At 73.2% G+C, this 25797-nt stretch carries 21 protein-coding genes; 11 read left to right on the forward strand and 10 right to left on the reverse strand.

Annotated features, from left to right (window positions below; translation table 11 throughout):
• Positions 1 to 7 precede the first annotated feature (7 nt).
• From ACFT2C_RS03400 to ACFT2C_RS03420, 5 genes are read right to left on the reverse strand one after another with little or no spacing between them, the layout of a single operon-like run.
• Positions 8 to 463 (reverse strand): nuclear transport factor 2 family protein, encoded by a 456-nt coding sequence (locus ACFT2C_RS03400; RefSeq protein WP_377205602.1) that lies wholly within the window; start codon positions 461 to 463, stop codon positions 8 to 10.
• Positions 460 to 1053 carry a hypothetical protein gene (locus ACFT2C_RS03405; RefSeq protein WP_377205603.1) on the reverse strand — a complete coding sequence of 198 codons (594 nt, stop codon included), beginning with the start codon at positions 1051 to 1053 and terminating at the stop codon, positions 460 to 462. The genes ACFT2C_RS03400 and ACFT2C_RS03405 overlap by 4 nt, the downstream gene beginning before the upstream one ends.
• Complete coding sequence (locus ACFT2C_RS03410; protein ID WP_377205604.1) at positions 1050 to 1835, reverse strand: SDR family NAD(P)-dependent oxidoreductase; 786 nt, start codon at positions 1833 to 1835, stop codon at positions 1050 to 1052. The genes ACFT2C_RS03405 and ACFT2C_RS03410 overlap by 4 nt, the downstream gene beginning before the upstream one ends.
• A complete protein-coding gene (locus ACFT2C_RS03415; protein ID WP_377205605.1) occupies positions 1832 to 4528 on the reverse strand; it encodes a PEP/pyruvate-binding domain-containing protein in 2697 nt (898 codons plus the stop codon). The genes ACFT2C_RS03410 and ACFT2C_RS03415 overlap by 4 nt, the downstream gene beginning before the upstream one ends.
• Complete coding sequence (locus ACFT2C_RS03420; RefSeq protein WP_377205606.1) at positions 4529 to 5281, reverse strand: TetR/AcrR family transcriptional regulator; 753 nt, start codon at positions 5279 to 5281, stop codon at positions 4529 to 4531.
• Positions 5282 to 5386: 105 nt separating this feature from the next.
• Between ACFT2C_RS03420 and ACFT2C_RS03425 the strand changes: the two genes are divergently transcribed.
• Complete coding sequence (locus ACFT2C_RS03425) at positions 5387 to 7000, forward strand: ATP-dependent DNA ligase (protein ID WP_377205607.1); 1614 nt, start codon at positions 5387 to 5389, stop codon at positions 6998 to 7000.
• Here ACFT2C_RS03425 and ACFT2C_RS03430 read toward each other — a convergent pair.
• The gene (locus ACFT2C_RS03430) at positions 6997 to 7383 is read right to left on the reverse strand and encodes a hypothetical protein (protein WP_377205608.1); all 387 of its coding nucleotides are present in this window, start codon (positions 7381 to 7383) and stop codon (positions 6997 to 6999) included. The two genes, ACFT2C_RS03425 and ACFT2C_RS03430, sit on opposite strands and share 4 nt — an antisense overlap.
• A 114-nt stretch (positions 7384 to 7497) precedes the next feature.
• Here ACFT2C_RS03430 and ACFT2C_RS03435 point away from each other — a divergent pair, with 114 nt between their 5' ends.
• On the forward strand, positions 7498 to 8820 hold the full coding sequence (locus ACFT2C_RS03435; protein ID WP_377205609.1) for a hypothetical protein: 1323 nt from the start codon (positions 7498 to 7500) through the stop codon (positions 8818 to 8820).
• Between the two features lie 66 nt (positions 8821 to 8886).
• A complete protein-coding gene (locus ACFT2C_RS03440) occupies positions 8887 to 10116 on the forward strand; it encodes a sulfotransferase family protein (protein ID WP_377205610.1) in 1230 nt (409 codons plus the stop codon).
• 10 nt (positions 10117 to 10126) lie between these two features.
• Here the strand turns inward: ACFT2C_RS03440 and ACFT2C_RS03445 are convergent, their stop codons facing one another.
• The 4 genes from ACFT2C_RS03445 to ACFT2C_RS03460 are packed head-to-tail and all read right to left on the reverse strand — an operon-like array spanning position 10127 to position 15265.
• Entirely contained in the window at positions 10127 to 11794 is a 1668-nt protein-coding gene (locus ACFT2C_RS03445; RefSeq protein WP_377205611.1) for a dipeptide ABC transporter ATP-binding protein, read from the reverse strand.
• Complete coding sequence (locus tag ACFT2C_RS03450; protein ID WP_377205612.1) at positions 11791 to 12633, reverse strand: ABC transporter permease; 843 nt, start codon at positions 12631 to 12633, stop codon at positions 11791 to 11793. Before ACFT2C_RS03450 ends, ACFT2C_RS03445 begins: the two co-directional genes overlap by 4 nt.
• Positions 12630 to 13613, reverse strand: coding sequence for an ABC transporter permease (locus ACFT2C_RS03455; protein WP_377205613.1), 984 nt, complete (start codon positions 13611 to 13613; stop codon positions 12630 to 12632). The genes ACFT2C_RS03450 and ACFT2C_RS03455 overlap by 4 nt, the downstream gene beginning before the upstream one ends.
• The gene (locus ACFT2C_RS03460) at positions 13610 to 15265 is read right to left on the reverse strand and encodes an ABC transporter substrate-binding protein (protein ID WP_377205614.1); all 1656 of its coding nucleotides are present in this window, start codon (positions 15263 to 15265) and stop codon (positions 13610 to 13612) included. The genes ACFT2C_RS03455 and ACFT2C_RS03460 overlap by 4 nt, the downstream gene beginning before the upstream one ends.
• Positions 15266 to 15539: 274 nt before the next feature.
• Between ACFT2C_RS03460 and ACFT2C_RS03465 the strand changes: the two genes are divergently transcribed.
• From ACFT2C_RS03465 to ACFT2C_RS03500, 8 genes are all read left to right on the forward strand, one after another.
• A complete protein-coding gene (locus ACFT2C_RS03465) occupies positions 15540 to 16757 on the forward strand; it encodes a toxic anion resistance protein (RefSeq protein ID WP_377205615.1) in 1218 nt (405 codons plus the stop codon).
• 20 nt (positions 16758 to 16777) lie between these two features.
• Positions 16778 to 17356 (forward strand): hypothetical protein, encoded by a 579-nt coding sequence (locus tag ACFT2C_RS03470; protein WP_377205616.1) that lies wholly within the window; start codon positions 16778 to 16780, stop codon positions 17354 to 17356.
• Positions 17353 to 18834 (forward strand): AAA family ATPase, encoded by a 1482-nt coding sequence (locus ACFT2C_RS03475; protein WP_377205617.1) that lies wholly within the window; start codon positions 17353 to 17355, stop codon positions 18832 to 18834. Before ACFT2C_RS03470 ends, ACFT2C_RS03475 begins: the two co-directional genes overlap by 4 nt.
• Positions 18831 to 20165, forward strand: a complete 1335-nt coding sequence (locus ACFT2C_RS03480) for a hypothetical protein (RefSeq protein WP_377205618.1) — start codon at positions 18831 to 18833, stop codon at positions 20163 to 20165. The genes ACFT2C_RS03475 and ACFT2C_RS03480 overlap by 4 nt, the downstream gene beginning before the upstream one ends.
• Complete coding sequence (locus ACFT2C_RS03485; RefSeq protein WP_377205619.1) at positions 20162 to 21187, forward strand: glutamate ABC transporter substrate-binding protein; 1026 nt, start codon at positions 20162 to 20164, stop codon at positions 21185 to 21187. Before ACFT2C_RS03480 ends, ACFT2C_RS03485 begins: the two co-directional genes overlap by 4 nt.
• Positions 21184 to 22287 (forward strand): hypothetical protein, encoded by a 1104-nt coding sequence (locus tag ACFT2C_RS03490; RefSeq protein WP_377205620.1) that lies wholly within the window; start codon positions 21184 to 21186, stop codon positions 22285 to 22287. Before ACFT2C_RS03485 ends, ACFT2C_RS03490 begins: the two co-directional genes overlap by 4 nt.
• Positions 22284 to 24566 carry a tetratricopeptide repeat protein gene (locus ACFT2C_RS03495; protein ID WP_377205621.1) on the forward strand — a complete coding sequence of 761 codons (2283 nt, stop codon included), beginning with the start codon at positions 22284 to 22286 and terminating at the stop codon, positions 24564 to 24566. The genes ACFT2C_RS03490 and ACFT2C_RS03495 overlap by 4 nt, the downstream gene beginning before the upstream one ends.
• 119 nt (positions 24567 to 24685) lie before the next feature.
• A complete protein-coding gene (locus ACFT2C_RS03500) occupies positions 24686 to 25795 on the forward strand; it encodes a PP2C family serine/threonine-protein phosphatase (protein ID WP_377205622.1) in 1110 nt (369 codons plus the stop codon).
• Positions 25796 to 25797 lie beyond the last annotated feature (2 nt).

The following is a 25797-nucleotide window of genomic DNA, read 5'->3' on the forward strand; positions in this document are numbered from 1 at the left end:
GGCGAGCTCAGTGGCGAGGCGCCCTGCGGCTCCGATGTGCGGCGCCGTAGCCGAGAGCGACGTAGCGGCGGTGCGCAAGCCGCCATCCGCCGCTCGTCCTGCGCCAGCGGTCGAGGTACGTGCCGTGCGTGGAGATCGCCGGCCCGTCCGGGAGCTGCTTGGTGACCAGCACGGTCGCCCGGCTGGTCGGGGCCTCCACCGCGGTGCTGTCGAACATGACGCCGGCCAAGTGGTGCAGCACGTGGACGTCCTCGCGCATCGTGGCCTCGGCGAAACGGCGAAGCTCGGCATGGCCCTGGAACACGGCTCGCTGATCGGGCTGATCGACGAGGACTGCCTCGAAGATCCCGTCCTCGGTGAACACGTCGACGAAGCCGGCGACGTCTCCGGTGTCGAACGCGTGGGCATAGCGAGCGATCGCCTCCTGGACAGCGAGCCGGTCCTCGACGTGAAGGTCCGTCATCGCTGCTCCAGCGCCGGGTCGTCGACGCCGGTCCACGGGCCAAAGGGACCTGCAAGAAGGAAGCACCCGTCCGGCTGCGTGCGCGTGCCGTCGGGCAGCAGGGTGGTCGCGGTTCCGAGGTAGAGCCCGTGGGAGTAGCGGCGCACCTCGTCCACGAGGTCGGTGCGGGCCGAGCTGTTGTCGAACGCCGCGTATCTCATCATCAGCGACGACCTGCCGTCGATCAGCGACTCGTCGATGGAGGTGGCGAACCTGGCCCGCCGGACGTAGCCGTGGACGCCCGCCCCGTCAGCCGAGACGCGGAAAAGGTTGTACCCCTCGCCGGCGGCCCCCGCACCCGCCTGGTACGCCTTGCCCAGCCAGACGCCCCGGGGCGAGCCTTCCCGGTAGAGCAGCTCGGCGAGCCCGTGGATCTCCTCGTCGGTGGCGTTCAGGATCGGCGTGTACCCCAGGTACTCGCCGTCGAGCTCGGTGAGGTCCGGCGCGGGCAGGGTCCGCCACAGGGCGAACAGCTCCGCCTGCGGCAGGGTCAGCGCCTGCTGGACGCCGATGGCCGGGTTCGGGTGGATCCGATCAGCCGCGGTAGTCATGCTGACTTCCTGGCGCCACGTGCTTCGGTGCCGGCCAGGCGGCCGCCGTCGATCGTGTAGACGCTGCCTGTGATGAACGACGCGCTGTCACCGGCCAGGAACGCGACCAGGTTCGCGACGTCCTCGCTCTCGCCCGCCCGGCCGAGCGGGATCCGGCCGCCGACGTCGGTAGCCTCGCCGAGCTTGCGCATGCCCTCGTTGCTTGCGATGAACCCCGGGCAGATCGCGTTGACGCGAATACCCTCCGGCCCGAGCTCGGTGGCGGCCGACTTCACCAGGCCGAGGACGCCGTGCTTCGACGCCGAGTACGCCGAGGACATCGCGACCCCGATGAGCCCGGCGGCCGACGAGGTCACGATGATCGATCCACCGCCCGCGCGGAGCATGGCGCGCCCGGCCGCCTGCAGGCCGAGCAGGACACCGCGCAGGTTCACGGCCATAGTGCGGTCCCAGTCCTCCAGCGGGTACTCGAGGACGCCGACGTGCTGCCCGGTGCCGGCGTTGAGGTGCGCGATGTGCACCGCGCCGTAGCGGGCGACAGTCTGCTCGACCATCGCCTGGTTGTCGTCCGGCGAGGCGACGTCCACCCGCACGGCGAAGGCCTCACCGCCGGCGGCGACGATGGACTCGGCCGTCCGTCCGGCGTCGTCGGCGTTGATGTCGGCGCAGCACACTCGGGCGCCCTGGGCTGCCAGCGTGGCTGCGGAAGCGGCGCCGATACCCGATCCGGCGCCCGTGACTATCGCTACCTTGCCGCTCAACGCGGCGGCGTGCACTGTCATGGTCGTTGATCTCCTTCTTCTCGGTCCGTGGGATCTGGCATGCGCCCGTCCCCGTGGTGGTCGGGTGCGACGGTCACCGTTCCGGCATCGCCGTCGACGGTGATCCGCTGGCCGTCATGCAGCCGTTCGGTGGCCGCGTGGGTGCCGAGCACGGCGGGTATGCGGTACTCACGGGCCACGATCGAGCTGTGGCTGAGCGGGCCTCCGACGTCGGTCACGACGCCCGAGGCGAGTGCGAACAACGGGGTCCACGCGGGTGTCGTGATCTTCGTGACCAGGACGTCGCCCGGGCGCATCCGGTCGAACTCGGCAGGCCCGTGGATGACGCGTGCCGGAGCACTGACACGCCCGGGGCTGCCGGGCGTGCCCTGGAGGACGTCGGACGGCGCCGACCCCGACCTGGCGAAGTCGATGCCGAGGACCTTCGCACCCGTGGCGGGGAGCGTGTGCGGTGGTGTCACGGCTCGCTGTGCCCGCCAGGTCGCCCTTCGCTCGACGACGGCGTCGCGTGCGTCGTGCGGAGCCTGCCCGGCGTCGAGGGCGGCCGCGGCCGCGGCGAGCTCGTCGTACCGGAGCCAGAAGACGTCGTCCACCGCTTCGATCGACCCCGCGATGACGAGTCGCTGCCCGACCTGGCGCAGCAGGCGGCGCACGGTGAGCCAGCCCAGCCCCACATCCGCAAGGGCGTCCTCGCGCAGGGGCGCCATCCGCCGCGCCCAGCGCAGAAGTTTCGTCGCCGCCCACCGCCGGACGCCCGGGCGCCGGGCAGCGAGCCGCCGTTCGGCCCGGTTGCCGGCCTCCGCCGTCGTGCGCTGCCGCTCGTACGGGTCGGGAGCACTGCCGGTGAGAAAAAACGCGAGGGCCTGCGCGACCGGGGCCGGCTCCTCGGCGGGGAGCGGTTTGGCGAAGTCGAGGTCGTAGACCGTGTCGCCAAAGGCCGACAGGTGTGCGGCGAACCGGTCGGCGAGCTCCCGCCAGGTCTCGGCGTCGCCGTCTGCCGACGCGCCGGCGCCGTCGACGAGGGCCAGCAGCTCCGGGCCCGACAGCTTCGCCAACGGGTCGTCATGGTCGCAGGACCGCTGCCGCAGCCATCGCGCCAGGTCGTACAGCGCCTGCTCGGCTCGCACCGGCTTGCTGTCGGAGCCGAGCAGGAATGTCGTCGCGGACGGGTCGTCCCGGCGTTTCAGCAGCTTGTAGACGGCGGTAAACATCGACTCGCTGGTGTACGCCGCCGGCAGCACCCCGCCCTGGATGACCAGGTAGTACCGGGCGGCCTCGTCGACCAGCTCGCGCGCGCCGTCGAGCAGACGAACGGCCGGGGCGGACGACGCATCGGTGTCCCGCCAGCGGGCGTCGAGCTCGGCGTACCGCGTGTGAGCCTCGCGCCAGCGCGACTCGGCGGTCCGCAGGCTCCTCGGCAGGGTGACTGCCAGGAAGCGTGGCTGCGCCAGGGCCATCCGCGTCAGGATCCCGGCGGTGTACGAGATGTCGTAGTAGAGGTAGCCGTTGATCACACGGATCGGGTGGTCCAGGACCGGCAGCCCGATGGCCCGGTAGTGGTCGATGGTGGCCTTCTCCCACGCGGGGATCCCGAGCGTGGTGAACAGCGGCGACAGCGGATCGGGCAGCAGCTCAGCCACACTGCCCCGGATGTATTTTCCGTTCGGGCCGGGGAGCTCCCATTCCTCGGCCGGGAGCGGCCGAGGGCCTGGTGCGGCGTCGGGCAGTGCGGTGATCGGGCGGGCCTGGACGATGTACGGGCGACCGTCATGCACGGCCCATTCGATGTCCATCGGCTGCCCGTAGAGCTGTTCGATCCGTACGGCGATCCGGGTCAGCTCGGCGACGTCGCCGGGCCGGAGCACCGGCTGGTCCCGCAGGCGTTCCGGCACCGGTTCCTCGTGCGTGCCCTCGGCGGTCCGGACGGTCATGAGCCGCTTGTCGCCGATCTCCTGCTGGACGATCGCGCCGTCCGCCTTCGCGACGAGCAGCATGTCCGGCGTGACCTGCCCGCCGACTATCGACTCACCCAGCCCCCAGGCGGCGTTGACCATCACCTGGCCGCGGTCGCCGGTCATCGGGTTGGCGGTGAACAGGACTCCGGCCGCGTCGGCGGGCACCAGCTCCTGGACGACGACGGCCAGCGCGACGTCGTCGTGGGCGACGCCCTGCCGCGCCCGGTAGCCGATCGCTCGGGCCGTCCACAGCGAGGCCCAGCACCGCTTCACGGCGGCCAGCACGTCGGACTCGCCCCGAATGTTGAGGTAGGTGTCCTGCTGTCCGGCGAACGACATGTCCGGCAGGTCCTCCGCGGTGGCGGAGGAGCGGACGGCGACCGCCACGTCCTGGCCGCCGAGCTGCCCGTAGTCCCCGGCGACGGCCTGCGCGATCGCCTGCGGCATCGGCTGCGCGGCGAACAGGTCGGCGATCTCCCGCGCCGCGGCCTCCCAGGTGGCGGGCTCGTCAGGCGACGCGGCGGCCGCCGCCAGGAGGATCTTCTCCTGCAGGCCCTGCGCAGCGACGAACCGCCGGTACGCGGCCGTCGTGACGTGGAATCCCGGTGGCACCGGGAACTTCGCCGCCGCCATGCGGGCCAGCGACGCGCCCTTGCCGCCGACCCGCTCCAGCTCGGCAGCGGCATCGTCCAGGACCAGGACGAGGGGCTCGCCGTCCTGCCTGCCCGGCGTGACCATCTACTCGTCCCCCTCTGCCGCGTCCTGCTGGTGGGCTGGGTTCCCTCGGCTCCGGCCGTCCGACCGGGTCGCGACCGCACGGGCCTGCTCCAGGACGCCGAGCAGGACTTCCCGACCGGCCGGGAAGTCCGGTGCCTTGGCCGGGGTGACTGCCTGGTCCAGCATGTCCGCGACCGTCCCGAGGAGCTGATCCCAGGAGGGTTCGTCGTCTGCGGGCGGCTCGTCGCTCCGGAGGAATGCACGCCGGATGGCCGGGGTCAGCCCGTCCATGACGAAAGCCACCGCGCGCACGTCGACGTCCCGGCGCACCACGCCCGCCCGCCGCATCGCCTCGAGAAACTCGCGGCTGCTCATGGGCCCGGTCGCGGCCGTCCCGCCGGCCCGGTCGAAGTAGCTCCCGGGCCTGCGCACGTACTTGCCGAAGACCTCCTCGTCCCGCGCGACGATCGCCGAGGCCAGCGGAAGCGTCTTCAGGGCAGTCATCATCGCCCGGTACGCACTCCCCACGCTGCCGCCCCTGGGATCGGCCTCGACCTGAGCCCGCCACGCTTCCGCGTACCGGTCCAGCTCGCGCAGCACGGCCGCCTCGACGGCCTCGTCCTTCGACGTGAACCGCAGGTACACGAGGCCTCGGTTCAGGTCCACCAGGTCGGCGACCGCGCCCATCCTCAGCCTGTCGTAGCCCAGCTTCAGCAACAGCTCCGCCGTCGCGTCCAGGATTGCCTGATCACGTTCCCACTCGTTCACCGCCATACTGACAACTTAGCGTTTTCTGCAAAACTGTCAAACACCCACGTCGCTCGTCGCGGCGAACCGACGCCGGGCCGCGTTCCAACCGCGCACGCGTCAAGATGGAGCATGCTGCTCGCCGAGGTCGCCGCCACGTCCGACGCCGTCTCCGCCACCCGCTCGCGCCTCGCCAAGCGCGCGGCCATCGCCGACCTGCTGCGCCGGACGGCCGACACCCAGGCTGCGGCGGACGCCGGCGCCGGGGACGCGGCCGCAGCCGACGTCGCCACCACCACCATCGAGATAGTCGTCGCCTACCTCGCCGGCGCGCTGCGCCAGCGCCGCACCGGCCTCGGCTTCGCCGCGTTGCGCGACCTCCCGCCGCCGGCGGCAGAGGCCACGCTCACGGTGCGCGACGTCGACGCCGCGTTCGCCGAGATAGCAGCCCTCGAAGGCCCCGGCTCCGCCCAGGCTCGCACCGCCGCGGCCACAGAGCTCTTCGGCGCGGCGACCGAGCGCGAGCAGGCGTTCCTCCGCGGCCTCGTCGCGGGCGAGCTGCGGCAGGGCGCCCTCGACTCGGTGGTCGTCGACGCCGTCGCCGAGGCCGCCGGAGTCCCCGCCGACGCCGTCCGCCGCGCCGTCATGCTGCGCGGCGCGACCGGGCCCGTGGCGAGCGCCGCCCTCCTCGCGGACGACCCGCGCGTCACGCTCGCGACCTTCACGCTGGAGGTCGGGCGGCCGGTCCGGCCGATGCTCGCCCAGTCGGCGCCCGACATCGCGGCCGCCTTCGAGAAGCTGGGCTCTGCCGACGCGCCGGCCGAGCTCTGCGTCGACATCAAGCTCGACGGCATCCGCATCCAGGTGCACCGCCTCGGCGACGAGATACGCGTCGTCACCCGCTCCCTGGACGACATCACCGAGCGCGTGCCGGAGATCGTCGAGGTCGTGCGCGCCCTCCCGTCGGACCGCCTGGTGCTCGACGGCGAGGCGCTCGCCGTCGGGCAGGACGGCGTGCCCCGGCCGTTCCAGGAGACCGCCGCCCGATCCGCGACCCGGGAGACGCCGGGGACGACGTCGGAGGCGGAGCTGGCCTCGCAGCTCCAGCTCTCCCCGTTCTTCTTCGACGTGCTGCACGCCGACGGTCGCGACCTCGTCGACGCCCCGCTGCGCGAGCGCCTCGCGGTGCTCGATGAGGTCGCCGCGCCGCATGTCGTGCGCCGCCTGGTCACATCCGATCCCGGGGCCGCCGCGGAGTTCTTCGCGGGAGCGCTGCGCGAGGGTCAGGAGGGCGTGGTGGTCAAGTCGCTCGACACGCCCTACGCGGCCGGACGACGCGGCGCGGGCTGGGTCAAGGTCAAGCCCCGCCAGACCCTCGACCTCGTGGTGCTGGCCGTCGAGCGGGGTACGGGCCGCCGGCAGGGCTGGCTGTCCAACATCCACCTGGGTGCGCGCGACCCAGAGGGCGGGTTCGTGATGCTCGGCAAGACGTTCAAGGGGATGACGGACGAGATGCTGGAGTGGCAGACGCAGCGGTTCAACGAGCTGAAGACCGACGACAACGGGTGGGTCGTGACGGTACGGCCCGAGCAGGTCGTCGAGATCGCGTTCGACGGGCTGCAGCGCTCCACCCGCTACCCGGGCGGGCTCGCCCTGCGCTTCGCGCGCGTGCTGCGCTACCGCGACGACAAGAGCGCCGCGGAGGCCGACACGATCGAGACGGTGCGGACCCTGGCGGGGTTCTAGTCCCGCAGCACGTGTCCCATCGGGTACTCGATCTCGAAGACGGGTGCCACTCCTGTCACGTCGAGCTCCCCGAGCTCATCGCCCTCGCCCTCGCCCTCGTCCTCGGAGTAGTAGCGGACCACCGCCCCGGGAAAAGCGGTGCCGACCTGCGCGATGAGCCGCTCCGCACCCTCATCGGTGATGAACATGGAACCGTCGTCCTCCACCAGGATGTCGATGTCCTCCTCACCCAAGGAGCGTCGCGCGTCGTCCCTGGTCAGCCAGGTCCCGGAGGCTGTGCGCCCCCACACGGACACGGTGCGGCTGAGCTCGGTGTGCTGCCCGCGGTCCTCACCCCAGACCTCGTCGTAGATCTCCACCCGCGCGCCCTCGAACATCGCCATGGGCCAACTATCGCAGCGGCGTCATCCAATCCGGGGACGGACCTCGACATACGGGTATATATCCGGCAAGGTGTGGCCCGACCAGCACCGGTACCCGACCCAGACGGGGACACGATGAGCTCAACCACTATCGACGGTATCGCCGGCATCGGCGGCGCCATCAGCGGTGATCCCGCCCACCGGCCCTTGAAGCTCGACGACCCCGCGACCGTCCCGACCATCACCGAGCTGACCGCGTCGCACGACGCGGGCGCCCTCCACGCGCGGCTGCGCGAGGAGTGGGGCGACGTCGCGCCCGTCGAGCTGGAACCTGGCGCCCGCGCGTGGCTCGTGACGGAGTACCGGACCATCGTCGCCATGGCCCGCGGCCAGTTCCCCCTCACCACGGCGACCGGGACCTGGGGCGGCCACGAGCGCACGGCGCCGTCCGCCGGCTCGGACTCGCCCGTGCTCCGGCCGCTGGCGCCGTCCGCCCGGCCGACCGTGGAGCAGACCGACGGGAGCACGCACGACCGGCTCCGCACCCCGCTCGACGAGGCGCTCGGCCTGATCGACGACGTCGAGGTCGCCAGGACCACCCGCGCCAGGTGCGAGGAGCTCATCGACGGGTTCGCCGCGACCGGCGTCGCCGACCTGGTGCGCGAGTACGTGGCGCCGATGCCGCACCTGACGCTCGGCGCCGTCCTCGGGTTCGACGCCGCGACCGCGCAGCAGGTGTTCGAGGCCGCCACGCGCCGAACGGCGGGACGGCAGGCCGCGTCGGCCGTGCACGAGGTGAGCTTCCTGCTCAGCGGGCAGGCTGCGGCCCGCCGTCCGGACGGCGGCCCCACCCCCGCGGGCCGGCTCGCGCGGCACGCCGCCTACCAGAGCACCGCGGAGGCGGCGGACGGCGTCCTGTCGCTCACGGCCACCGCGGCCCTCGGCCTGCAGGCCTGGCTGGCGCAGACGCTCTACCTCTCGCTGACCGACGAGCGGTTCGCCAGGCGGCTCGCGGGCGGCCGGCTCGGGACCGACGAGGCGCTCGACGAGGTGCTGTGGACCGCGTCGCCGGTGAGCACGCTGGCGCCGCGGATCGCCGTCGAGGACTTCCTGTATGACGACAAGCTGGTGCAGGCCGGGGACGCGATGCTGCTCGCGGTCGGTGCGGTCGGCTCGGACCCGAGCATCCGCGGCGACGGCCCGTGGGACGGGTCCGGCGGCAGTGCCCACCTGGCGTTCGGGGTGGGCGCCCACGCGTGCCCAGCTCCGCACCTGTCCCGGCTGATCGTCCGGACGGCGGCCGAGACGCTGCATCGCCGCCTCACGCCCGCACTCGCGGCGCGGGCCGAGGATCTCCGGTGGGCGCCCGACTTCCGCTTTCGGCTGCTGGAGGCGCTTCCGGTCGTCTTCCGCCCCGAGCCGCTCTCCACTCCGGAGCACGAGTCGTTCGTTCCGTGAACCTCGCGGCTGCGCGACCCGCCGTACCGATCGCACAAGATCCGATCACAAATAGATAGGGACATCGTGAGCTCTACGACCCGAGCCGCCAAGGTTCTCAACACCGTCTTCGGCCCCGCCGTCCGAGGGCGTGAGGATCCCGCGGGCGCCTGGGCGAAGGCCGTCGCCCAGGTCGAGAAGGAGGCCGGCGCTCAGGACCCTGAGCTCGCCGACGGCCTCGGCCGCGTGTTCGCGAGCATCGTCGAGGAGCCCCGGCTGACGCCTCTGGGCTGGTTCTTCGCGCTCAACGTGGTCAAGGCCCGCTACGTCAACCGGCTGCGCATCCAGACCTTGCTGGCCGAGCGCCCGGAGATCGGTGCCGAGCAGATCACCGATCCGGTCTTCGTGCTCGGGCTGCCGCGCACGGCGACCACCCTCACCCACAAGGTGCTCGCGGCGTCGCCCGACCATCGCGGGCCCCTCGCCTGGGAGATGGCGTACACCGGACTCGAGGACCCGAAGGTCGCCAAGCGGGAGATCAAGCGGTTCGACCAGAGCATCCAGCTGGTCACGAGCGTCTTCGCGCCGGCCCTGAAGCACATCCACCCGATCAGCGCCACAGACCCCGAGGAGTCCCTGGTGCTGATGCCGCACGGGACCTTCTGGCCGCTGTTCCACGGCAGCATGCCCTCCTACCGTGACTGGTACGCGCAGCGCAGCGCGGCGGAGCTGGCCGGCGACTACGAGTACCTGAAGCAGGGCCTGCAGGTGCTGCAGCACGGACGGGCGCCCAAGCGGTGGATCGTCAAGTACCCGGCGCACCTGAACGACATGACGGTGATCAAGAAGGTGTTCCCGGACGCCACGTTCGTGTGGACGCACCGCGACCCGGCCGCCGTCGTCGGCTCGTCGTGCAGCCTCATCGAGACGTTGTGGGCGCCGTACCAGACGGATCCCGACCCGCTCGAGGTGGGGCAGCTCGTGATGGACTCCATGGTCACGTGGGTGAACAACGCGCTGGAGGCGCGGCTCAGCCTGCCGCCGTCGTCCATCGTGGACGTGCCGTACCACGCGCTGAGCCACGACCCGCACACCGAGGTGCCCCGGCTGTACTCGGCGATCGGGGCGACCTGGCGGGACAGCGACGCGGCGCAGCTCGACCGGGTGCTCGCCCGGCCGGCGGGGACGCGTCCGCACGAGTACGACATGCGGCGCTACGGGCTGCAGCCGGAACAGGTCGCGGAGGAGTTCGCGGGGTACCTGCGCCTGCTGAACACCATCGACGTGCTGGACGCGAGGCCGAAGGCGGAGATGTAGGCAGGTGTAGTCAGACGCGGACGGCGTCCCGCAGCAGCCGCGCGTACGGATGCCCCGGGTCGTCGAAGACGCTCTCCGCCGGGCCGGACTCGACGACGCGGCCCTCCTGCAGCACCGCGATGTCGTCGCTCATGTGCAGGGCGACGCCGAGGTCGTGGGTGATGAGGAGGTAGGCGAGGTCGCGCTCGCGCTGGAGCCGGTCGAGCAGGTCGAGGACCTGCGCCTGGACCGACACGTCGAGCGCGGAGACGGGCTCGTCGAGGATCAGCACCCGGGGGCCGGCGGCCAGCGCCCGCGCGACGGAGACGCGTTGGCGCTGGCCGCCGGACAGGTGCAGCGGACGCCGGGCGGCCAGGACGGGGTCGAGCCCGACGGTGTCGAGCAGCGCCGAGACCTCCGCGCGCACCGGTCCGGGCCGGACCGACCGGCCGCGGGTGACGGCGTCCGCGAGGATCGCGCCGACGGTCCACCTCGGGTCGAACGAGCTCAGCGCGTCCTGGAACACGGCGCCGATCAGGGGGCGCCGCGGGCGGCGTCGGGCCTCGGGGAGCCGGCTCCAGGGCTCGCCGAGGAGGGTGACCTCGCCGGCGTCGGGCCGTTCGAGCCCGAGCAGCAGCCGGGCGGTCGTCGACTTGCCCGACCCGGACTCGCCGACCAGCCCGAGCGTCCGCCCGGCCCGGAGGGAGAACGACACGTCGTCGGCGGCGACGATCTCGCGCCCAGCGACGTGAAAGCTACGGCTGAGCCCCTGTGCTTCCAGGAGCACCTCGCCGAACGTAGGGCTGGTCGCTTCATGAGCGGCCATGCCGCTACCACCCCTACGTTCGACGGCGGCGTCCGGCGTCGCGGGCTCCTGGCCGACGACGGACGGCGCCGCCCCGGCCGACAGCGGCACACCCCGGGGCCGGCCCGCCGGGACCGCGGCGACGAGCTTGCGGGTGTACGGGTGCTGGGACCGCTCGAACACCTCCGCCGGTGTGCCCTCCTCGACCACGACGCCGTCGGTCATCACGAGCACCCGGTCCGCGATGCCGAGGACCACCGACAGGTCGTGGCTGATGAGCAGCACGCCAGTGCCCTCGTCGCGCAGCCGGCCCAGGAGCCTGAGCACACCGGCCTGGACGGGCTGGTCGAGCGCGGTGGTCGGCTCGTCGGCGATGACGAGGGACGGCTCGCCCGCGATCCCGGCGGCGATCAGTGCGCGCTGCCGCTGGCCGCCGGAGAGCTGGCCGGGGCGCTGGCGGGACCGCAGCTCGGCGTCGGGCAGACCTACCCGCTCGAGGAGCTCGACGGTGCGCGCGGCGCGCGCGGCGGCGTCGAGCCCGGTGTGCAGGGCGAGCGTGTCGCCGATCTCGCGGCCGATCGGGCGCAGGGGGTCGAGGGACACGAGTGCGTCCTGCGCGATCAGGCCGACCGTGCCGCCGCGCAGCCGGCGCAGGCGCCGCCCGGACAGCGAGAGCACGTCCTGCCCGGCGACGGTCAGCTCCGCGGCCGAGACCCGCGCGCCGTCGCCCGCGAGGCCGACGATGCTGCGCGCCGTCACGCTCTTGCCCGAGCCGGACTCGCCGACGATCGCCACGCACTCGCCGGCCGCCACCTGGAAGCTGACCCCGTCGACGACCCGTCGTCCGGAGAACTCCACGACGAGGTCCTTGATCTCCAGCACCGGCCCGCTCATGCGGCGCTCCTGTTCCGCTTCTGGATGCCCCGCCCGATGACGGTGGCGGCGGCGGCGCTGGCGACGATCGCGAGGCCGGGGAAGAACGTCATCCACCAGAAGTTCGCGATGTAGGTGCGGCCGGCCGCGAGCATCGCGCCCCACTCCGCGGCCGGCGGGACGGCGCCGAGCCCGAGGTAGCTCAGGGAGGACACCCAGATGACCGCCTGCCCGAGCCCGAGCGTCGCGAGGACGAACAGCGCGGCGGTGACGTTCGGCAGGATGTGCCGGGCGACGATCCAGAGCCGGCCGCGGCCCAGCACCCGCGTGGCCTCGACGAAGTCGGCGGCCGCCGTCCGGCGCACCTGGGAACGGATGATGCGCGCGTAGCCGGGCGCGGTGGCCAGGCCGACGGCGATGGTCGAGCTCAGCACGCCCGGCCCCGTGACCACGATGAACAGCAGCGCGAGCAGCAGGCCGGGGAACGCGAAGAGCACCTCGACCAGGCGGGTCGTGCCGAAGTCGAGCCAGCGCGGGCCGAGGCCCGCGACGAAGCCGAGGACTGTCGCGAGGCCGATGCCGATCGCCGTCGCGAGGACGCCGATCCGCAGCGACTCCGCCGCGCCGTGGACCACGCGCGTGTAGATGTCGCGCCCGGACTCGTCGGTCCCGAAGAGGTGGGCGAGCGACGGCGGCTGGAAGGCGTCGGTGTGCGAGACCGCGAGCGGGTCGCCCGGGGCGAGCAGGCTCGGCCAGAGCGCGGCGACGAGCAGGAGCACCAGGACCAGGCCGGCCAGAGCCTCGGCGACGGTGGGGCGGAACCCCGTGGCGCCGACGACGGCGGCGCGCAGGCGGCTCATTCCGCCACCGCCCGGGTGCGCGGGTCGATGACCCGGTCCGCCAGGTCCGTGACCAGGGTCATCACCGTGTACGCGAGCGCCACGACGAGCACGATCCCGGTCACCAGCGTGACGTCGCGGAGCTGCACCGCGGACAGGAGGCTGCGGCCGAGGCCCTGCCGGGCGAACACCGACTCGACGACGACGGCCCCGCTGATCAGCGACCCGAAGGCCCAGCCGGAGAGCCCGACGGCGGGGATCGCCGCGTGCCGCAGCGTGTGCCGCCAGAAGATCCGGACCTCGCTCTCGCCGCGGGCGCGCGCCGTCGTGACGAAGGGGGACTCCATGGCGGTCAGCAGCGACTCGCGCATGACCTGGCCCAGGAACCCGGCCAGCGGGATCGCCATGGTGAGCGCGGGCAGCACAATGCCGAGCGGCCCCGGCACGCTGACCGGCGGCAGGATGCCGAGGGTGCTGCTGAAGAACAGGATCAGGACCGTCGCCAGCCAGAAGTGCGGCACGGCCGCCGCGACGAGCTCCAGCCCGGAGCCGATGGCCCACGCGACCCGGCCGCCCCGCACGCTCCACGCGGCCAGCGCGCACGCGAGCGCCCAGGCGAGGGCGAGCGAGCAGAGCGCGAGGGCGAGCGTCGCGCCGAACTGTTCACCGATCGCCGTCGCCACGGGCTTGTGCAGCGAGTACGACTGCCCGAGGTCGCCGGTCGCGAGCCGCCCGAGGTAGGTGAGGTACTGCACCACGAGCGGCTGGTCGAGGCCGTACTCGCGGCGGACCTGCGCAAGCGCCTCGGGCCCGGCCTGGGACCCGGGCCCGCCGAGGATCGCCTCCGCGGGATCGCCGGGGACCAGCCGGAGGGCGAAGAACGTGATCGTCGCCGCGGCCCAGAGCACGAACAGGACCCCGCCCGCGCGCAGGAGCAGCCAGCGCCGGTTGCCCGGCACCGGCGTCCTGCGCGCCCCGGTGGTGGGGACCGGAAGGGTCAAGACGCCAGCCAGGCCTCGGCGAAGGTCGGCGTCGACACCGTGGGCATCGCCCGCAGACCCTGCACGGTCGACGAGTGCAGGAAGTGGTTCTGCTGGTCGTACAGCGGCAGGATGTAGTACCCCTCGAGGATGATCCGCTGCGCCTGCTCGTACAGGCTCTCGCGATCGTCGGTGTTGCTCGTGGCGGAGGCCCGGGTGAGCAGGTCGTCGACCGCGGGGTCGGCCACCTGCGCGAGGTTGGCGAAGTAGCCGCTGGGGGCCGGCGTGATCGAGTCGGAGTGGTACAGGATCCGCAGCACGTCCGGGCCCACCTTGGTGTACGGGGCGCTCACCAGGTTGTAGTCGTTCTCGGCCAGGGCGCCGTACCAGCTCGACAGGTCGAGCGGGTGGAGCTTGACCTCGAAGCCCGCCGTCTTGGCGTCCGCCTGGATCTGCTCGAACAGCGACTGCTCGGCCGGGATGGACTGGTTGGTGCTCACCGGGAAGTCGAGGGTGAGGCGCTTGCCGTCCTTGACGCGGTAGCCCTCGTCGTCGCGCTCGCTCCAGCCGGCCTCGTCGAGGAGGCCCGCGGCGGCGTCGGTGTCGACGGTGAAGAGGTCGGGCTCGCTCAGGCTGAGCGGCTCGACGCTGGACAGCGGCGAGTACGAGCGCTCGGCGGTGCCGAAGAAGAGGCTCTGGATGCCGTCGTCCACGTTCACCGAGCGGACGAACGCCTCGCGGACGTGCTCGTCGTCGAACGGCGCCTTGCCCGAGTTGAGCTCGATCCGGTTGGCGGCGCCGGGGCGGGGCGCGTTCAGCTCCTCGATCGCGTCGTCGGACTCGGCCGACTGGATGGTGTCCGGCTGCGCGTTGTCGATGACCTGCACCTCGCCGGACTGGAGCGCGGCGTAGCGGCTCGCGGAGTCGGGGATGAACCGCCACACGATGGTGTCGAGGTACGGGAGACCGGTGCCCTCTACGTCGGCCGGCGGCGAGGTGTAGTCGTCGTTGCGCACGAGGGTCACGGACTCCTGGCGCTCCCAGTCGTCCACGACGAACGGGCCGGTGCCGACCGGAGCGGCGCAGTTGTCCTCCTGGCTGCGCTCCAGGGCCTTCGGCGACTCCATCGCCACCCACACCTGCGAGAGCGACTCGAGCAGCGCGCTGTCCGGCGCGCTCAGCTCCAGCCGGACGGTGTGGTCGTCGACGGCCACGACGTCCTCGATCTTCGCGAGCGCGAGGTAGCCGGTCGACGACGCCGTGGCCGGGTCCTGCACGTGCGCGATGTTCGCGGCGACGGCCTCGGCGTCGAACGGCGTGCCGTCGGTGAACGTGACGTCGTCGCGCAGCGAGAACTCCCAGGTGAGGCCGTCGTCGCTCTCGGTCCACTCGGTGGCGAGCCACGGGATGACCTCGCCGTCGTCGTCGAGCGAGACGAGGGACTCCAGGTACTGGGTGGCGATGAGCGCCTGCGGGTAGTTGCCGCCGACGTGCGGGTCGAGGCAGGACGGCTCGGCGTCGCCGGAGGCGTAGGTCAGGGTCCCGCCGGCGACCGGTTCGCCCGTGGGCTCGCTGGGCGTCCCTCCCCCGGGCGAGCAGGCGGCGAGCAGCAGAGCGACGGCGGCCGTAACGACGACGGCGGCACGCGGGCGGGAGGACCGGCGCGAGGGCATGGCTTCGTGTACATCCTGTCTGGAGGTTGTCCGAACGACTCCGTTCATGCTCCCAAACCCGCGCTCCCGCCAGGCGTATTCCGTCCAGCGGCCCCAGGTGAGGCGTGCCACACCGCCTGGGCGGGTCGATCCCCTCGACGGCCGCCATCCAGCGCCCGGGAACTCCCCCGAACGCCCCGACGTTCTCACCCCGCACCCAGGCATTTACCTCCCGGCGAGAGCGCCTCCACGCATATACTCGCCGGGTTCGGACGCCCTATCGCAAGGAGCACCGATGACCGAGCCGATGCCGCTTCAACCACCCGCCGCAGCGGAGCCTCTCGTGCTCAGCGCGCCCGACCCGGTCCAGGCCGTCGCCGCCACGCAGGCGCCCAAGATGGCGCCCAAGGTGGACCCCGCCGTCGCGCCCGCGCTCGACCAGAAGGTGGCCACCTACCTGGACGGTCTGCTCAGCGCCGACACCCGGAGCCCCGAGTTCGCCAAGCGCGCCGACGACGTGCGCACCATGGGCGACCAGGACATCCGCCAGGCCGCCGACTCCAGCAACCGGCTGCTCGCCACGCCCGTCCGGGCGCTCAAGGAGGGCGGCCTCGCTGAGGGGTCCAAGGTGGGCCAGACCCTGCTGGAGCTGCGCCGCACCGTCGAGGACCTGGACCCGTCCGAGGCGAGCCTGGGGCGCAAGATCCTCGGCATCATCCCGTTCGGCGACAAGATCCAGGACTACTTCCACCGCTACGAGTCCGCCCAGGGCCAGCTCAACGCCATCATCCAGGCCCTGTACAACGGGCAGGACGAGCTGCGCAAGGACAACGCAGCGCTCAACCTGGAGAAGCAGTACCTCTGGGACACGATGGCGCGGCTCAACCAGTACATCTACGTGGCCGAGCGGCTCGACGCCCAGCTCTCCGCGAAGATCGCCGAACTCCAGATCGCCGAGCCCGAGCGGGCCAAGGCGCTGTCCGAGGACGTCCTGTTCTACGTGCGCCAGAAGCACCAGGACCTGCTCACCCAGCTCGCGGTCTCGATCCAGGGCTACCTCGCGATCGACATCATCATCAAGAACAACGTCGAGCTCACCAAGGGTGTAGACCGGGCCACCACGACGACGGTCTCCGCGCTGCGCACCGCCGTCATCGTCGCGCAGGCCTTGGCGAACCAGAAGCTCGTGCTGGACCAGATCGGCGCGCTGAACACCACGACGTCGAACATGATCGCCTCGACGTCCAAGATGCTCGCCGACCAGTCGGCGACGATCCAGGAGCAGGCTGCGAGCTCGACCGTCGGCATCGAGCAGCTCCAGGCCGCGTTCGCCAACATCTACGCGACGATGGACTCCATCAGCGATTTCAAGAGCCGGGCGCTCGACTCGATGTCACAGACCATCGGCGTGCTGCAGACCGAGACGACGAAGGCCAACGAGTACGTGGAGCGGGCACGGCGTACCAACACCGACGGCGTGGCGAGCGGTTCTCTCGACCTCAACACCCCGTGACGGCAAGCTCGGAGGCAGGCATGAGCTGGTGGCGGCGACTCTTCGGCGGCGGGCGCACCGAAGAAGTTCCGCGGCCCGTCTCCATCCCGGCCCCGCCGACGACCGAGCAGATAGTGGCGTCCGTCGACGCCGTCCTGGCCCGCACGTCCGGCAAGGCGCCGGCGGCCGTCACCGCGCGCGTGCAGCGGGTCGTCGAGACCGTGCACGAGATGACGCCCCGCCTGGACCGGCTCGGCGCCGGCTCCCAGCAGGCGCACACCGTGGTCGCCACGGCCACGAGCTACCTGCCCGAGGCCGTCGACGCCTACCTGCGCCTCCCCCGCGACTTCGCCGACCGGCGCGTCGTGGACCGCGGCAAGACGTCGCTCATGATCCTGTGCGACCAGCTCGACCTCCTGGGCGCCACCATCGACAAGATCTCGGACGCCGTGTCCCGGGCCGACGCCGTCGCCCTGGTCGCGCACGGCCGCTTCCTCGAGGAGAAGTTCGGCACGACGTCGGCCCTCACCCTGCCCGGCGCCACGCCGGGCAGCGCGCCGGGCGCAGGACCGACCACCCCGGGGCCGACGTCGGGCCCGGCTCCGCTGGAGGCCCCGTGAGCACGACGGCGCTCACCGCCGCCCTCGCCGCCCTCGACACGACAGCCACCGCCGTCGGCGTGAGCGGCCCGGCCGCGCGCGCCGAGGGCGAACGCCTCGCTGCAGCGGTCGCCGAGTCCTCCCCAGGCGCCCCGGCCGACTGGATCGCGGCCACGGGGCGTCCGACGTCGGGCAGCAGCCTGCAGCCGTTCTTCGACGCCGCCGTCAGCGCCCGCCGCTGGCGCAACGCCCCGACGGACCTCCTCACCGAGCTCATCACCACCGGTAGCCCCAGCGCAGCCCAGTACGCGGAGGCCCTGGCAACGGTCGTCGACGCCGCGGCCACCCTCGGCGACCCCAGCATCAGCGCCATAGCCGCCGCGGAAGGCACCAAGGCAGTCCACCGCAGCGCAGCAGCAGGCCGCGACAGGGCCCCCCTGCCAACCACCCCACCCGCCGCGGGCGGCCCAACCCACCCGAGCAACCAGGCCACGCCCCCCACCGGAGAAGGCGACCTGACAGGAAAGGCCGCGGGGTCCGAGATACCGCGCCGGGATGTATCTGTTCCCGAAGTGGAGGGCCCCCTGGGGCCCGTGAACGCATCCCGGCGCGGTATCTCGGACCCCGCGGCCGCCCCAGCCGAAGCGCCCGAAGCGCCCGAAGCGCCCGAACGCACGCTGGAGCAGCTCCTCAAGGAGCTCGACGAACTCACCGGACTAGCACGAGTCAAGGACGAGATCCGCCGCCAGACCGAGCTCCTCCGCATAGAACGCCTCCGCGGCGAAGCCGGCCTGACCGCGCCGACACTCACCCGCCACCTCGTCTTCGTCGGCAACCCCGGCACCGGCAAGACCACGGTCGGCCGCCTCGTAGCCGGGATCTACCGCGCGCTGGGCCTCCTGGAGAAGGGCCACCTCGTGGAGGTCGACCGCTCCGAGCTCGTCGCGGGCTATCTGGGCCAGACCGCCGAGAAGACGACGGCGGTGGTGGAGCGCGCCCTTGGCGGCGTCCTGTTCATCGACGAGGCGTACGCCCTGGCCGAGGACCAGTACGGCCGCGAGGCCGTCGACACGCTGGTCAAGGACATGGAGGACCACCGCGACGACCTCGTGGTGATCGTCGCGGGCTATCCCGGCCCGATGGCCCGGTTCGTCAGCACGAACCCCGGCCTGGAGAGCCGGTTCGCGCGGACGATCACGTTCGAGGACTACTCCGCCGACGAGCTGCGGCTGATCTTCGAGAGCATGGCCCGGGGCGCCGACTTCGTGCCGGAGCCCGCCACGCTGGAGCGTTTCGACCGCCTTGCGGCGGACCAGGCGCGCGGCGAGGGCTTCGGCAACGGCCGCTGGGCACGCAATGTGCTGGACTCCGCAATTGCCCGGCACGCCTGGCGCCTGCGGGACGTTGAACGACCGACGCTGGACCAGCTACGCACGCTGGTCCCGGAAGACCTGGAGGATGTCGTGGACATCGGGACAGACAGCGGGGCCACCACGTGACCGCGCCGGCGACGACGAGCCCGGCCGCGCCCGGCACCGTGGGCGATCCCGCGGCCGGCAACGGCGCCCCGGCAGCCACGGCCGCCGGCCGGTTCTCGGCCGGCCTGGCGACCACGCCGGGCCGGCTGGCGCTGGCCACGACGGTTGCCGTCGTGGCGTGCCTGCTGCTGGGCGTGACCGGGTTCCTGGCGGGCAGCGGCCAGTCCTCGGCGCTGCACGACGCACAGCGCGACGCCGCGCAGCTCGTCGGCACGCAGGAGCTGCGCAACGACCTGGTGTCGGCCGACGCGACGGCGACCAACGCGTTCCTCGTGGGCGGGCTGGAGCCGACGGAGGCGCGCGCCCGCTACGAGGCGAACCTGACGGACGCGGCGCAGGCCGTCCCGTCGCTGGCGGCGACCGCGCGGGGCTCCGGCGAGGCCGCCGACCTCGCCACGATCTCCGACGCGGTGCAGCGGTACGCGGGCCTGGTCGAGTCGGCCCGGGCGAACAACCGGCAGGGTTTCCCCGTCGGCGCGGCCTACCTGGACCAGGCCTCGGTGGCGCTGCGCGAGGAGGTGCTGCCCACCCTCGACGAGGTGGCGGTCTCGACGTCCCAGCGGGTCGACAACGACATGGGCTCCGTCTCCCTGGCCCAGGTGCTGCTGCTGTTCGTGCTGCTCGGCCTGGTGGCGCTGGGCGCCGTCCAGCTCTGGCTGGCGCGGCGCACGCACCGCGTGCTGAACACGGGCCTGGCCGCCGCGAGCGTCGCCCTCCTGGTGGGCGGGCTGGTGGCGGCGGCCGCCGTCCTGGGCGGGAACGGCGTGGCCCGGTCCGTCGCGAGCGGACCGTACGCGGCCACGGTCGCGACGTCGCAGGCACTGTCGCTGGCCACGGACGCCAAGTCGATGGAGTCGTTCACGCTGATCAAGCGCGGCTCCGGCGCCGACTTCGAGGAGTCCTACCAGACGTCGCTCGCGAGCGCACAGGACCTCCTGGACGAGGCCGCGAACGCCGTCGACGGCGACACCGGCGGCAGCAGCCCGCAGGACCTGCTGGCGGCGTGGGACGCCAAGCACGCCGAGATCCGCAAGCTGGACGACGGCGGCGACTGGGACGCCGCCGTCGCGGCGGCGACGTCCACGGCCGACGACTCGGCGGGCGCGGCGTTCACCGCGTTCTCCGACCGGGCCCACGCCGAGGTCGAGACCACGAGCACCGCTGCGGTCGACCGGCTCGGCTCCGCCGCGACCACCGCCCAGATCGCCGCCTGGGTCGCCCTCGTGCTCGGCGTCGCCGGGGCCGTCGCCGCGACCGCCGGGATGAACGTCCGCCTGAAGGAGTACCGATGAGCATGCGCGCAGCCCGTAGATCGCTGGTCACCGCCCTCGCCGCGCTCGCCGTCGTCGGTATGACGGCGGCGTGCGCACCCCAGTCCTCGACCCAGCTCCTGACCGGCACGGCCGGCCTGAGCTCGTCCGCGCAGAGGTCCGCGCAGGACGCCGCACCCCAGGCGCAGGCCGGCAAGGCGGCGTCGGGCACCGCCGCCGCGGCCGAGGACTGCACCGACGGGCTCCCCGCCGTTGCCTCGGTGGACCCGGGCGGCAGCCCGCAGGTGACGTCCGGCCCGACGATGGCGGCCATCCGCGAGCGCGGCGCGCTCCGGGTGGGCGTCTCGGCGGACACGCTGCTCATGGGGTCGCGCAACCCGTTCACCGGCGCGATCGAGGGCTTCGACATCGACGTGGCCCACCAGGTCGCGGCCGCGATCTTCGGCGACCCGAACAGGATCCAGTACCGCGTGATCACGTCGGGCGACCGCGAGACCGTCCTGCAGGACCACGAGGTCGACATCGTGACGCGCGCCTTCACCATCAACTGCGACCGCTGGGCGAACATCGCGTTCTCCGCGGAGTACTACCACGCTGGCCAGAAGCTCCTGGTGCCGGCCACGTCGAAGGTCGCGGGCATCAAAGACCTCGCCGGGCAGCGCGTCTGCGCGCCCGAGGGCACCACCACCCTGGAGCGGCTCGAGCAGTGGGAGGGCGTCGAGGCGGTGCCCGCCGCCACGCACACGACGTGCCTGGTCCTGTTCCAGCAGGGCGCGGTGGACGCCATCACCGGCGACGACACGGTCCTGGCCGGCTTCGCCGCGCAGGACCCGTACGCGAAGGTCGTGGGCGACGCCGTGAGCGACGAGCCGTACGGCGTCGGCATCCCGGCGGACCAGCTGGACATGGTGCGGTTCGTCAACGGCGTGCTGGAGGACATGGTCGCCAGCGGGCAGTGGGAGCAGTCCTACGACCGGTGGCTGGGCGACGCGCTCGGCCCGGCGCCGACCGCCCCGCAGCCGGTCTACGGACGGGCGCCGTGAGCAGGACCGACCGCGCGCCGGCGCCGCCCGGTGCCCTGGGGGTGGCGGCCGAGCCGGACGCGCTCCTGGCCTACCTCTCGGACCTGCAGGCGTGGCTCGACGTGCGCCGCGCCGACCTGGACCGGCTCGACGCCGCGGCCCGCCAGTCCGGCGCGGACGGCGTCACCGCCGACGTCGTGCTCGCGCTGACCCTGTGGCAGGCGGCGCGCACGCGCGCCGACGAGCTGGTCACGGTGTGGGACTCGGGCCGGGCCGACGCCGTGGCGCGCGAGCGCATGTCGCAGCTCATCTGGGGCCGCCTCGGCGGCGACCCCGCCACGTCCCTGCTCTCCCTGGTCGACGCCGCGCGCCTGTGCGACGCCCAGGCCGACCAGCTCGCCGCCCGGCTGTCCTTCGACCCGCACGCCGCCGACGTCACCGCCCGCTTCCGGGCGGTCGCTGCGGGGATCGTCCGGGCCGAGGACGCGGCACGCGCCACCGCCGCCACGGAGGACGACGACGCCGTCGCCCGCCTGCGCGACCGGCTGGGCCGCCTCAAGTCCGACGCCGCCCGCGGCGCCGACGTCGCGGGCCCGCTCGGCGCGCTCGAGGACGACATCGCGCGCACGGAGCGGGACCTCATCGTGGCGGCGGCCCGGAACCGGTCGCTCGTCAAGGACCGGGAGCGCGCCGTCGCGCTGCGCACCACCCTGGCGGACCGGATGCCCGTGCTCGCCCGGGTCGCCGAACGCTGCCGCCGCGAGATCGCCGACCCGCCGCGGCTCGCGATCCCCGACGTGTCCCGGCTCGGCGACGTGCCGGACGACCGCGACCGGCTCGCGACGTACGTCCAGCGGCTGGGCGCCGTCGAGCGCGCGATGGAGCGCGTCGAGGACGCCTACACCGCACCCCTGCGTGAGCGCGCCGAGCTGCGCTACCGCGTCAAGAACCTGATGACGAAGGCCCAGGGCAACGGGCGGGCGGCGTCGTCCACCGTGAAGGCGGGCGAGGACGAGGCGCGCGAAGCGCTCGACTCCGCCCCCTGCGACCTGGCCCTGGCACGGCACTTCACCGAGCAGCTCGAGACGCTCGTGCGCGATCTCCCGGAGGGACACCGATGACGACACAGGCCTGCGCCGAGCCCGGCTGCACCGGCACCATCGAGGACGGCTACTGCAACGTGTGCGGGGCACCCGCCGGCGGCAACCCCGCCGGGGGCGCGCTCGCCGCGGTCGCGGCGTCCTGGGGCGCCGACGACCCGGCGACGCTGCGCGCGGCGGGCGTGATGCCCGAGATGGCGCAGCCCGCCACGGGGCGCACCAGCTCGTCGCGCCTCGCGTCCACGGCCCTGGGTTCGGCGCGCGTGGCGCCGGGCACCTACCAGACCCGGCGGGTCGGCACGGGCTCCACCCGTCTGCGCGGGCACCGCCTCGGCGCGGGCCTGACCACCGTGCCGCACACCCCGATCGCGGACCCGCTGCAGGCCGTCATGGCCACGCCCGAGCTGGCGGAGAGCAAGCGGTACTGTCCCACGTGCGGCCAGCCGGTGGGCCGCTCCCGCGAGGGCGTGCCCGGCCGCATCGCCGGGTTCTGCGGGCACTGCGGCGCGCGGTACGACTTCGCCCCCGCGCTCAAGGCCGGCGACCTCGTGGCCCGGCAGTACGAGGTGGTGGGCTGCCTCGCCCACGGCGGGCTGGGCTGGATCTACCTGGCGCGCGACCGCAACGTCAGCGGCCGCTGGGTGGTGCTCAAGGGCCTGCTCAACTCCGGCGACAAGGAGGCGTACGAGGCCGCGGTCGCGGAGCGCCAGTTCCTCGCCGAGGTGGAGCACCCGCTGATCGTCGAGATCTTCAACTTCGTGCTGCACGAGGGCCTGGGCTACACCGTCATGGAGTTCGTGGGCGGCAAGTCGCTCAAGGACGTGCTCAAGGAGCGGCGCGAGCAGGGCGCCGGGCAGGCCCGGCCGCTGCCCGTGGACCAGGCGATCGCGTACATCCTCGAGGTGCTGCCCGCGTTCAGCTACCTGCACGACCACGAGCTGCTGTACTGCGACTTCAAGCCGGACAACATCATCGCCCAGGGCGACGGCGTCAAGCTGATCGACATGGGCGGCGTGCGCCGCACGGACGACATGACGTCGGCCATCTACGGCACCATCGGCTACCAGGCGCCGGAGGTGGCCGAGATCGGGCCGTCCGTGGCGTCCGACATCTTCACGCTCGGGCGCACCCTGGCCTCGCTCGTGCTGGACTTCCGCGGCAACACGACGGTCTACCAGGCGTCGTTCCCGCCGGTCGCCGAGACGCCCGTCTTCCAGCGGTACGACTCGTTCTACCGCTGGCTCGCCAAGGCGTGCGCCCCCGCGCCCGCCGACCGGTTCGCCACGGTGGACGAGGCCCGCGTCCAGCTCCTGGGCGTGCTGCGCGAGGTCGTCGCCACGGACAAGGGCCCCGGGTACACGGCGACGACGTCGGCCGAGTCCCTCCTGTTCGGCGTGCCGCCGCTCGACGGCGCCGACGGCCCCCTGTCCTGGGACGATCTGCCGCACCTGAAGGTGGACTCCAGCGACCCGATGGCGTCCTGGCTGGCCGGCGTGAACATCGCCGACGCGAAAGCCCGCATCGCCGCGCTCGGCGGCGCGGCCGAGGCCACCGTCGAGGTGCGGCTCGCCCTGGCGCGGGCCGCGATCGAGGCGGGCGACATCGGCCGGCTGCACGCCACCGTCGCGCAGGTCCTGGAGCACGACCCGTGGGAGTGGCGCGCCGCCTGGATGGAGGGCCTCGGGCATCTCGCGACGGGCAACGCGGCCGCCGCCCGCGCGTCGTTCAACGCCGTCTACGGGCAGGTGCCGGGCGAGCCGGCGCCGAAGCTCGCGCTGGCCACGGTCTGCGAGGTCTCCGGCGAGCCGGGCGTGGCCGAGCAGCTGTACAGCACCATCGCGCGGGCCGACGCCAACTACACCGGCGCCGCCGCGTTCGGCCTGGCCCGGGTCCGGTCCGCGGGCGGCGAGCTCGACGGCGCCCTCGGCGCCCTCGACCTTGTCGGCCCCACCCGGGGTTCCTTCCCCGACGCCCGCCTGCGGCGGGCCCGGCTGCTCGTCGCGGCACGCCGCAACCTGGTCGACCTGTCCGACGCCGTCGCCGGGCTCGACGGCGCCCATGTCCCCGACCGGCCCAAGGCCGAGGTCACGGTCGACGCCCTCGCCGGCGCGCTCGGGCTGGTCACGCGCGGCGGGCCCGATCCGAGCGTGCGGGTGGCCGGTGCCGAGGCCACGGAGCCCGACCTGCGGGACCGGCTCGAGCTCGCCCTGCGCACCCTCGCCCACCTCACCGACGACCGCTCGGAGCGCGTGGCGCTCGTCGACCGGGCAAACTCCGTACGGCGGTGGACGATGCGCTGAGCGGTCCGCCGGACCGAACCGGTGCACACGAACCGCCGACGGTGACCCCCTGCCGGTGATCCGCTGAAAGACAGTCGTGGGGTGCGAGCCCTGACGAACGCAAGGAGACCGACCCAGACATGAGTGCCGAAGACAGTACCCTCGTCCGCTGCGCGAACTGCGGGGAGAACGCGGCCCCGCGCGCCAGGTTCTGCGAGAACTGCGGCACGCCGCTGGACGTCACCGATCCGGGACCGGCCGAGGTGACCCTCGACTCCGCCCCGACGGTGGTGGACCTCGACCCCGCGACGGGCGACTCCTCCGCGCGGCGGTCCTGCGCCGCCTGCGGCGGCACTATCGCGCCGGACGGGTACTGCGCCGACTGCGGCACGCCCGGCCAGTCCGAGCGCGACCACTTCGAGGAGCGCCCGGCCGGCTGGGTCGCCGGCGTCTGCGACCGCGGCGTGCGCCACGCCCGCAACGAGGACGCGATGGCCCTCGCGGCCGGGAGCAGGTTCGCGGCGCTCGTGGTGTGCGACGGCGTCTCCAGCGCCCCCGACTCCGATGTCGCCTCGCTCGCCGCGAGCCGCGCCGCGCGGGACGTGCTCGTGGCCTACGGGCCGCAGGGGTCGAGCTCGGTGGAGGGCGCGACCAGCCGGCGCATCGCCGGCTGGACGGACGCCATGGTCGCCGCGTCGCGCGCCGCGGGCCAGGCCGTACGGGGCGCCGCGGAGCAGCTCGCTGCGACGAAGGGGACGGACGTGGCGGACAACCCGCCGTCGTGCACCTTCGTGGCCGCCGTCGTGGACGACGACCTGATTGTCGCCGGCTGGCTTGGCGACTCCCGCGTGTACTGGCTGCCCGACTCCGGCCGCCCGGAACAGCTCAGCGTCGACGACTCGTGGGCGCAGGAGATGATCGCGGCCGGCGCGCCGCGCGCCCAGGCCGAGACGTCGCCCCAGGCGCACGCCATCACGCGCTGGCTCGGCCCGGACGCCCCGGACACCGACGCGCGCTGCGCGGCGACCGTCCCGTCCGAGCCCGGCTGGCTGCTGGTCTGCTCCGACGGGCTGTGGAACTACTGCTCCGACGCCCAGGACATGAGCGACCTCGTGCGCCGGTTCGCCACCTCCGGCGACCCGCACACCACGGCTGCGGCGCTCGTGCGCTGGGCCAACGCACAGGGCGGGCGGGACAACATCACCGCCGCGCTCGCCCGCGTCTCCCCCACTGTCACCGAGCAGCGATAGCC

Source organism: Promicromonospora sp. NPDC057138 (assembly GCF_042670845.1).
In the GTDB taxonomy this organism is placed as follows: domain Bacteria; phylum Actinomycetota; class Actinomycetes; order Actinomycetales; family Cellulomonadaceae; genus Promicromonospora.

Excerpts from the sequence above, each read along its gene's own strand:
- ACFT2C_RS03400 (WP_377205602.1), bottom strand. The coding sequence starts at position 463 with ATGACGGACCTTCACGTCGAGGACCGGCTCGCTGTCCAGGAGGCGATC.
- ACFT2C_RS03405 (WP_377205603.1), bottom strand. The coding sequence starts at position 1,053 with ATGACTACCGCGGCTGATCGGATCCACCCGAACCCGGCCATCGGCGTC.
- ACFT2C_RS03410 (WP_377205604.1), bottom strand. The coding sequence starts at position 1,835 with ATGACAGTGCACGCCGCCGCGTTGAGCGGCAAGGTAGCGATAGTCACG.
- ACFT2C_RS03415 (WP_377205605.1), bottom strand. The coding sequence starts at position 4,528 with ATGGTCACGCCGGGCAGGCAGGACGGCGAGCCCCTCGTCCTGGTCCTG.
- ACFT2C_RS03420 (WP_377205606.1), bottom strand. The coding sequence starts at position 5,281 with ATGGCGGTGAACGAGTGGGAACGTGATCAGGCAATCCTGGACGCGACG.
- ACFT2C_RS03425 (WP_377205607.1), top strand. The coding sequence starts at position 5,387 with ATGCTGCTCGCCGAGGTCGCCGCCACGTCCGACGCCGTCTCCGCCACC.
- ACFT2C_RS03430 (WP_377205608.1), bottom strand. The coding sequence starts at position 7,383 with ATGGCGATGTTCGAGGGCGCGCGGGTGGAGATCTACGACGAGGTCTGG.
- ACFT2C_RS03435 (WP_377205609.1), top strand. The coding sequence starts at position 7,498 with ATGAGCTCAACCACTATCGACGGTATCGCCGGCATCGGCGGCGCCATC.
- ACFT2C_RS03445 (WP_377205611.1), bottom strand. The coding sequence starts at position 11,794 with ATGAGCGGGCCGGTGCTGGAGATCAAGGACCTCGTCGTGGAGTTCTCC.
- ACFT2C_RS03450 (WP_377205612.1), bottom strand. The coding sequence starts at position 12,633 with ATGAGCCGCCTGCGCGCCGCCGTCGTCGGCGCCACGGGGTTCCGCCCC.
- ACFT2C_RS03460 (WP_377205614.1), bottom strand. The coding sequence starts at position 15,265 with ATGCCCTCGCGCCGGTCCTCCCGCCCGCGTGCCGCCGTCGTCGTTACG.
- ACFT2C_RS03465 (WP_377205615.1), top strand. The coding sequence starts at position 15,540 with ATGACCGAGCCGATGCCGCTTCAACCACCCGCCGCAGCGGAGCCTCTC.
- ACFT2C_RS03470 (WP_377205616.1), top strand. The coding sequence starts at position 16,778 with ATGAGCTGGTGGCGGCGACTCTTCGGCGGCGGGCGCACCGAAGAAGTT.
- ACFT2C_RS03485 (WP_377205619.1), top strand. The coding sequence starts at position 20,162 with ATGAGCATGCGCGCAGCCCGTAGATCGCTGGTCACCGCCCTCGCCGCG.
- ACFT2C_RS03495 (WP_377205621.1), top strand. The coding sequence starts at position 22,284 with ATGACGACACAGGCCTGCGCCGAGCCCGGCTGCACCGGCACCATCGAG.
- ACFT2C_RS03500 (WP_377205622.1), top strand. The coding sequence starts at position 24,686 with ATGAGTGCCGAAGACAGTACCCTCGTCCGCTGCGCGAACTGCGGGGAG.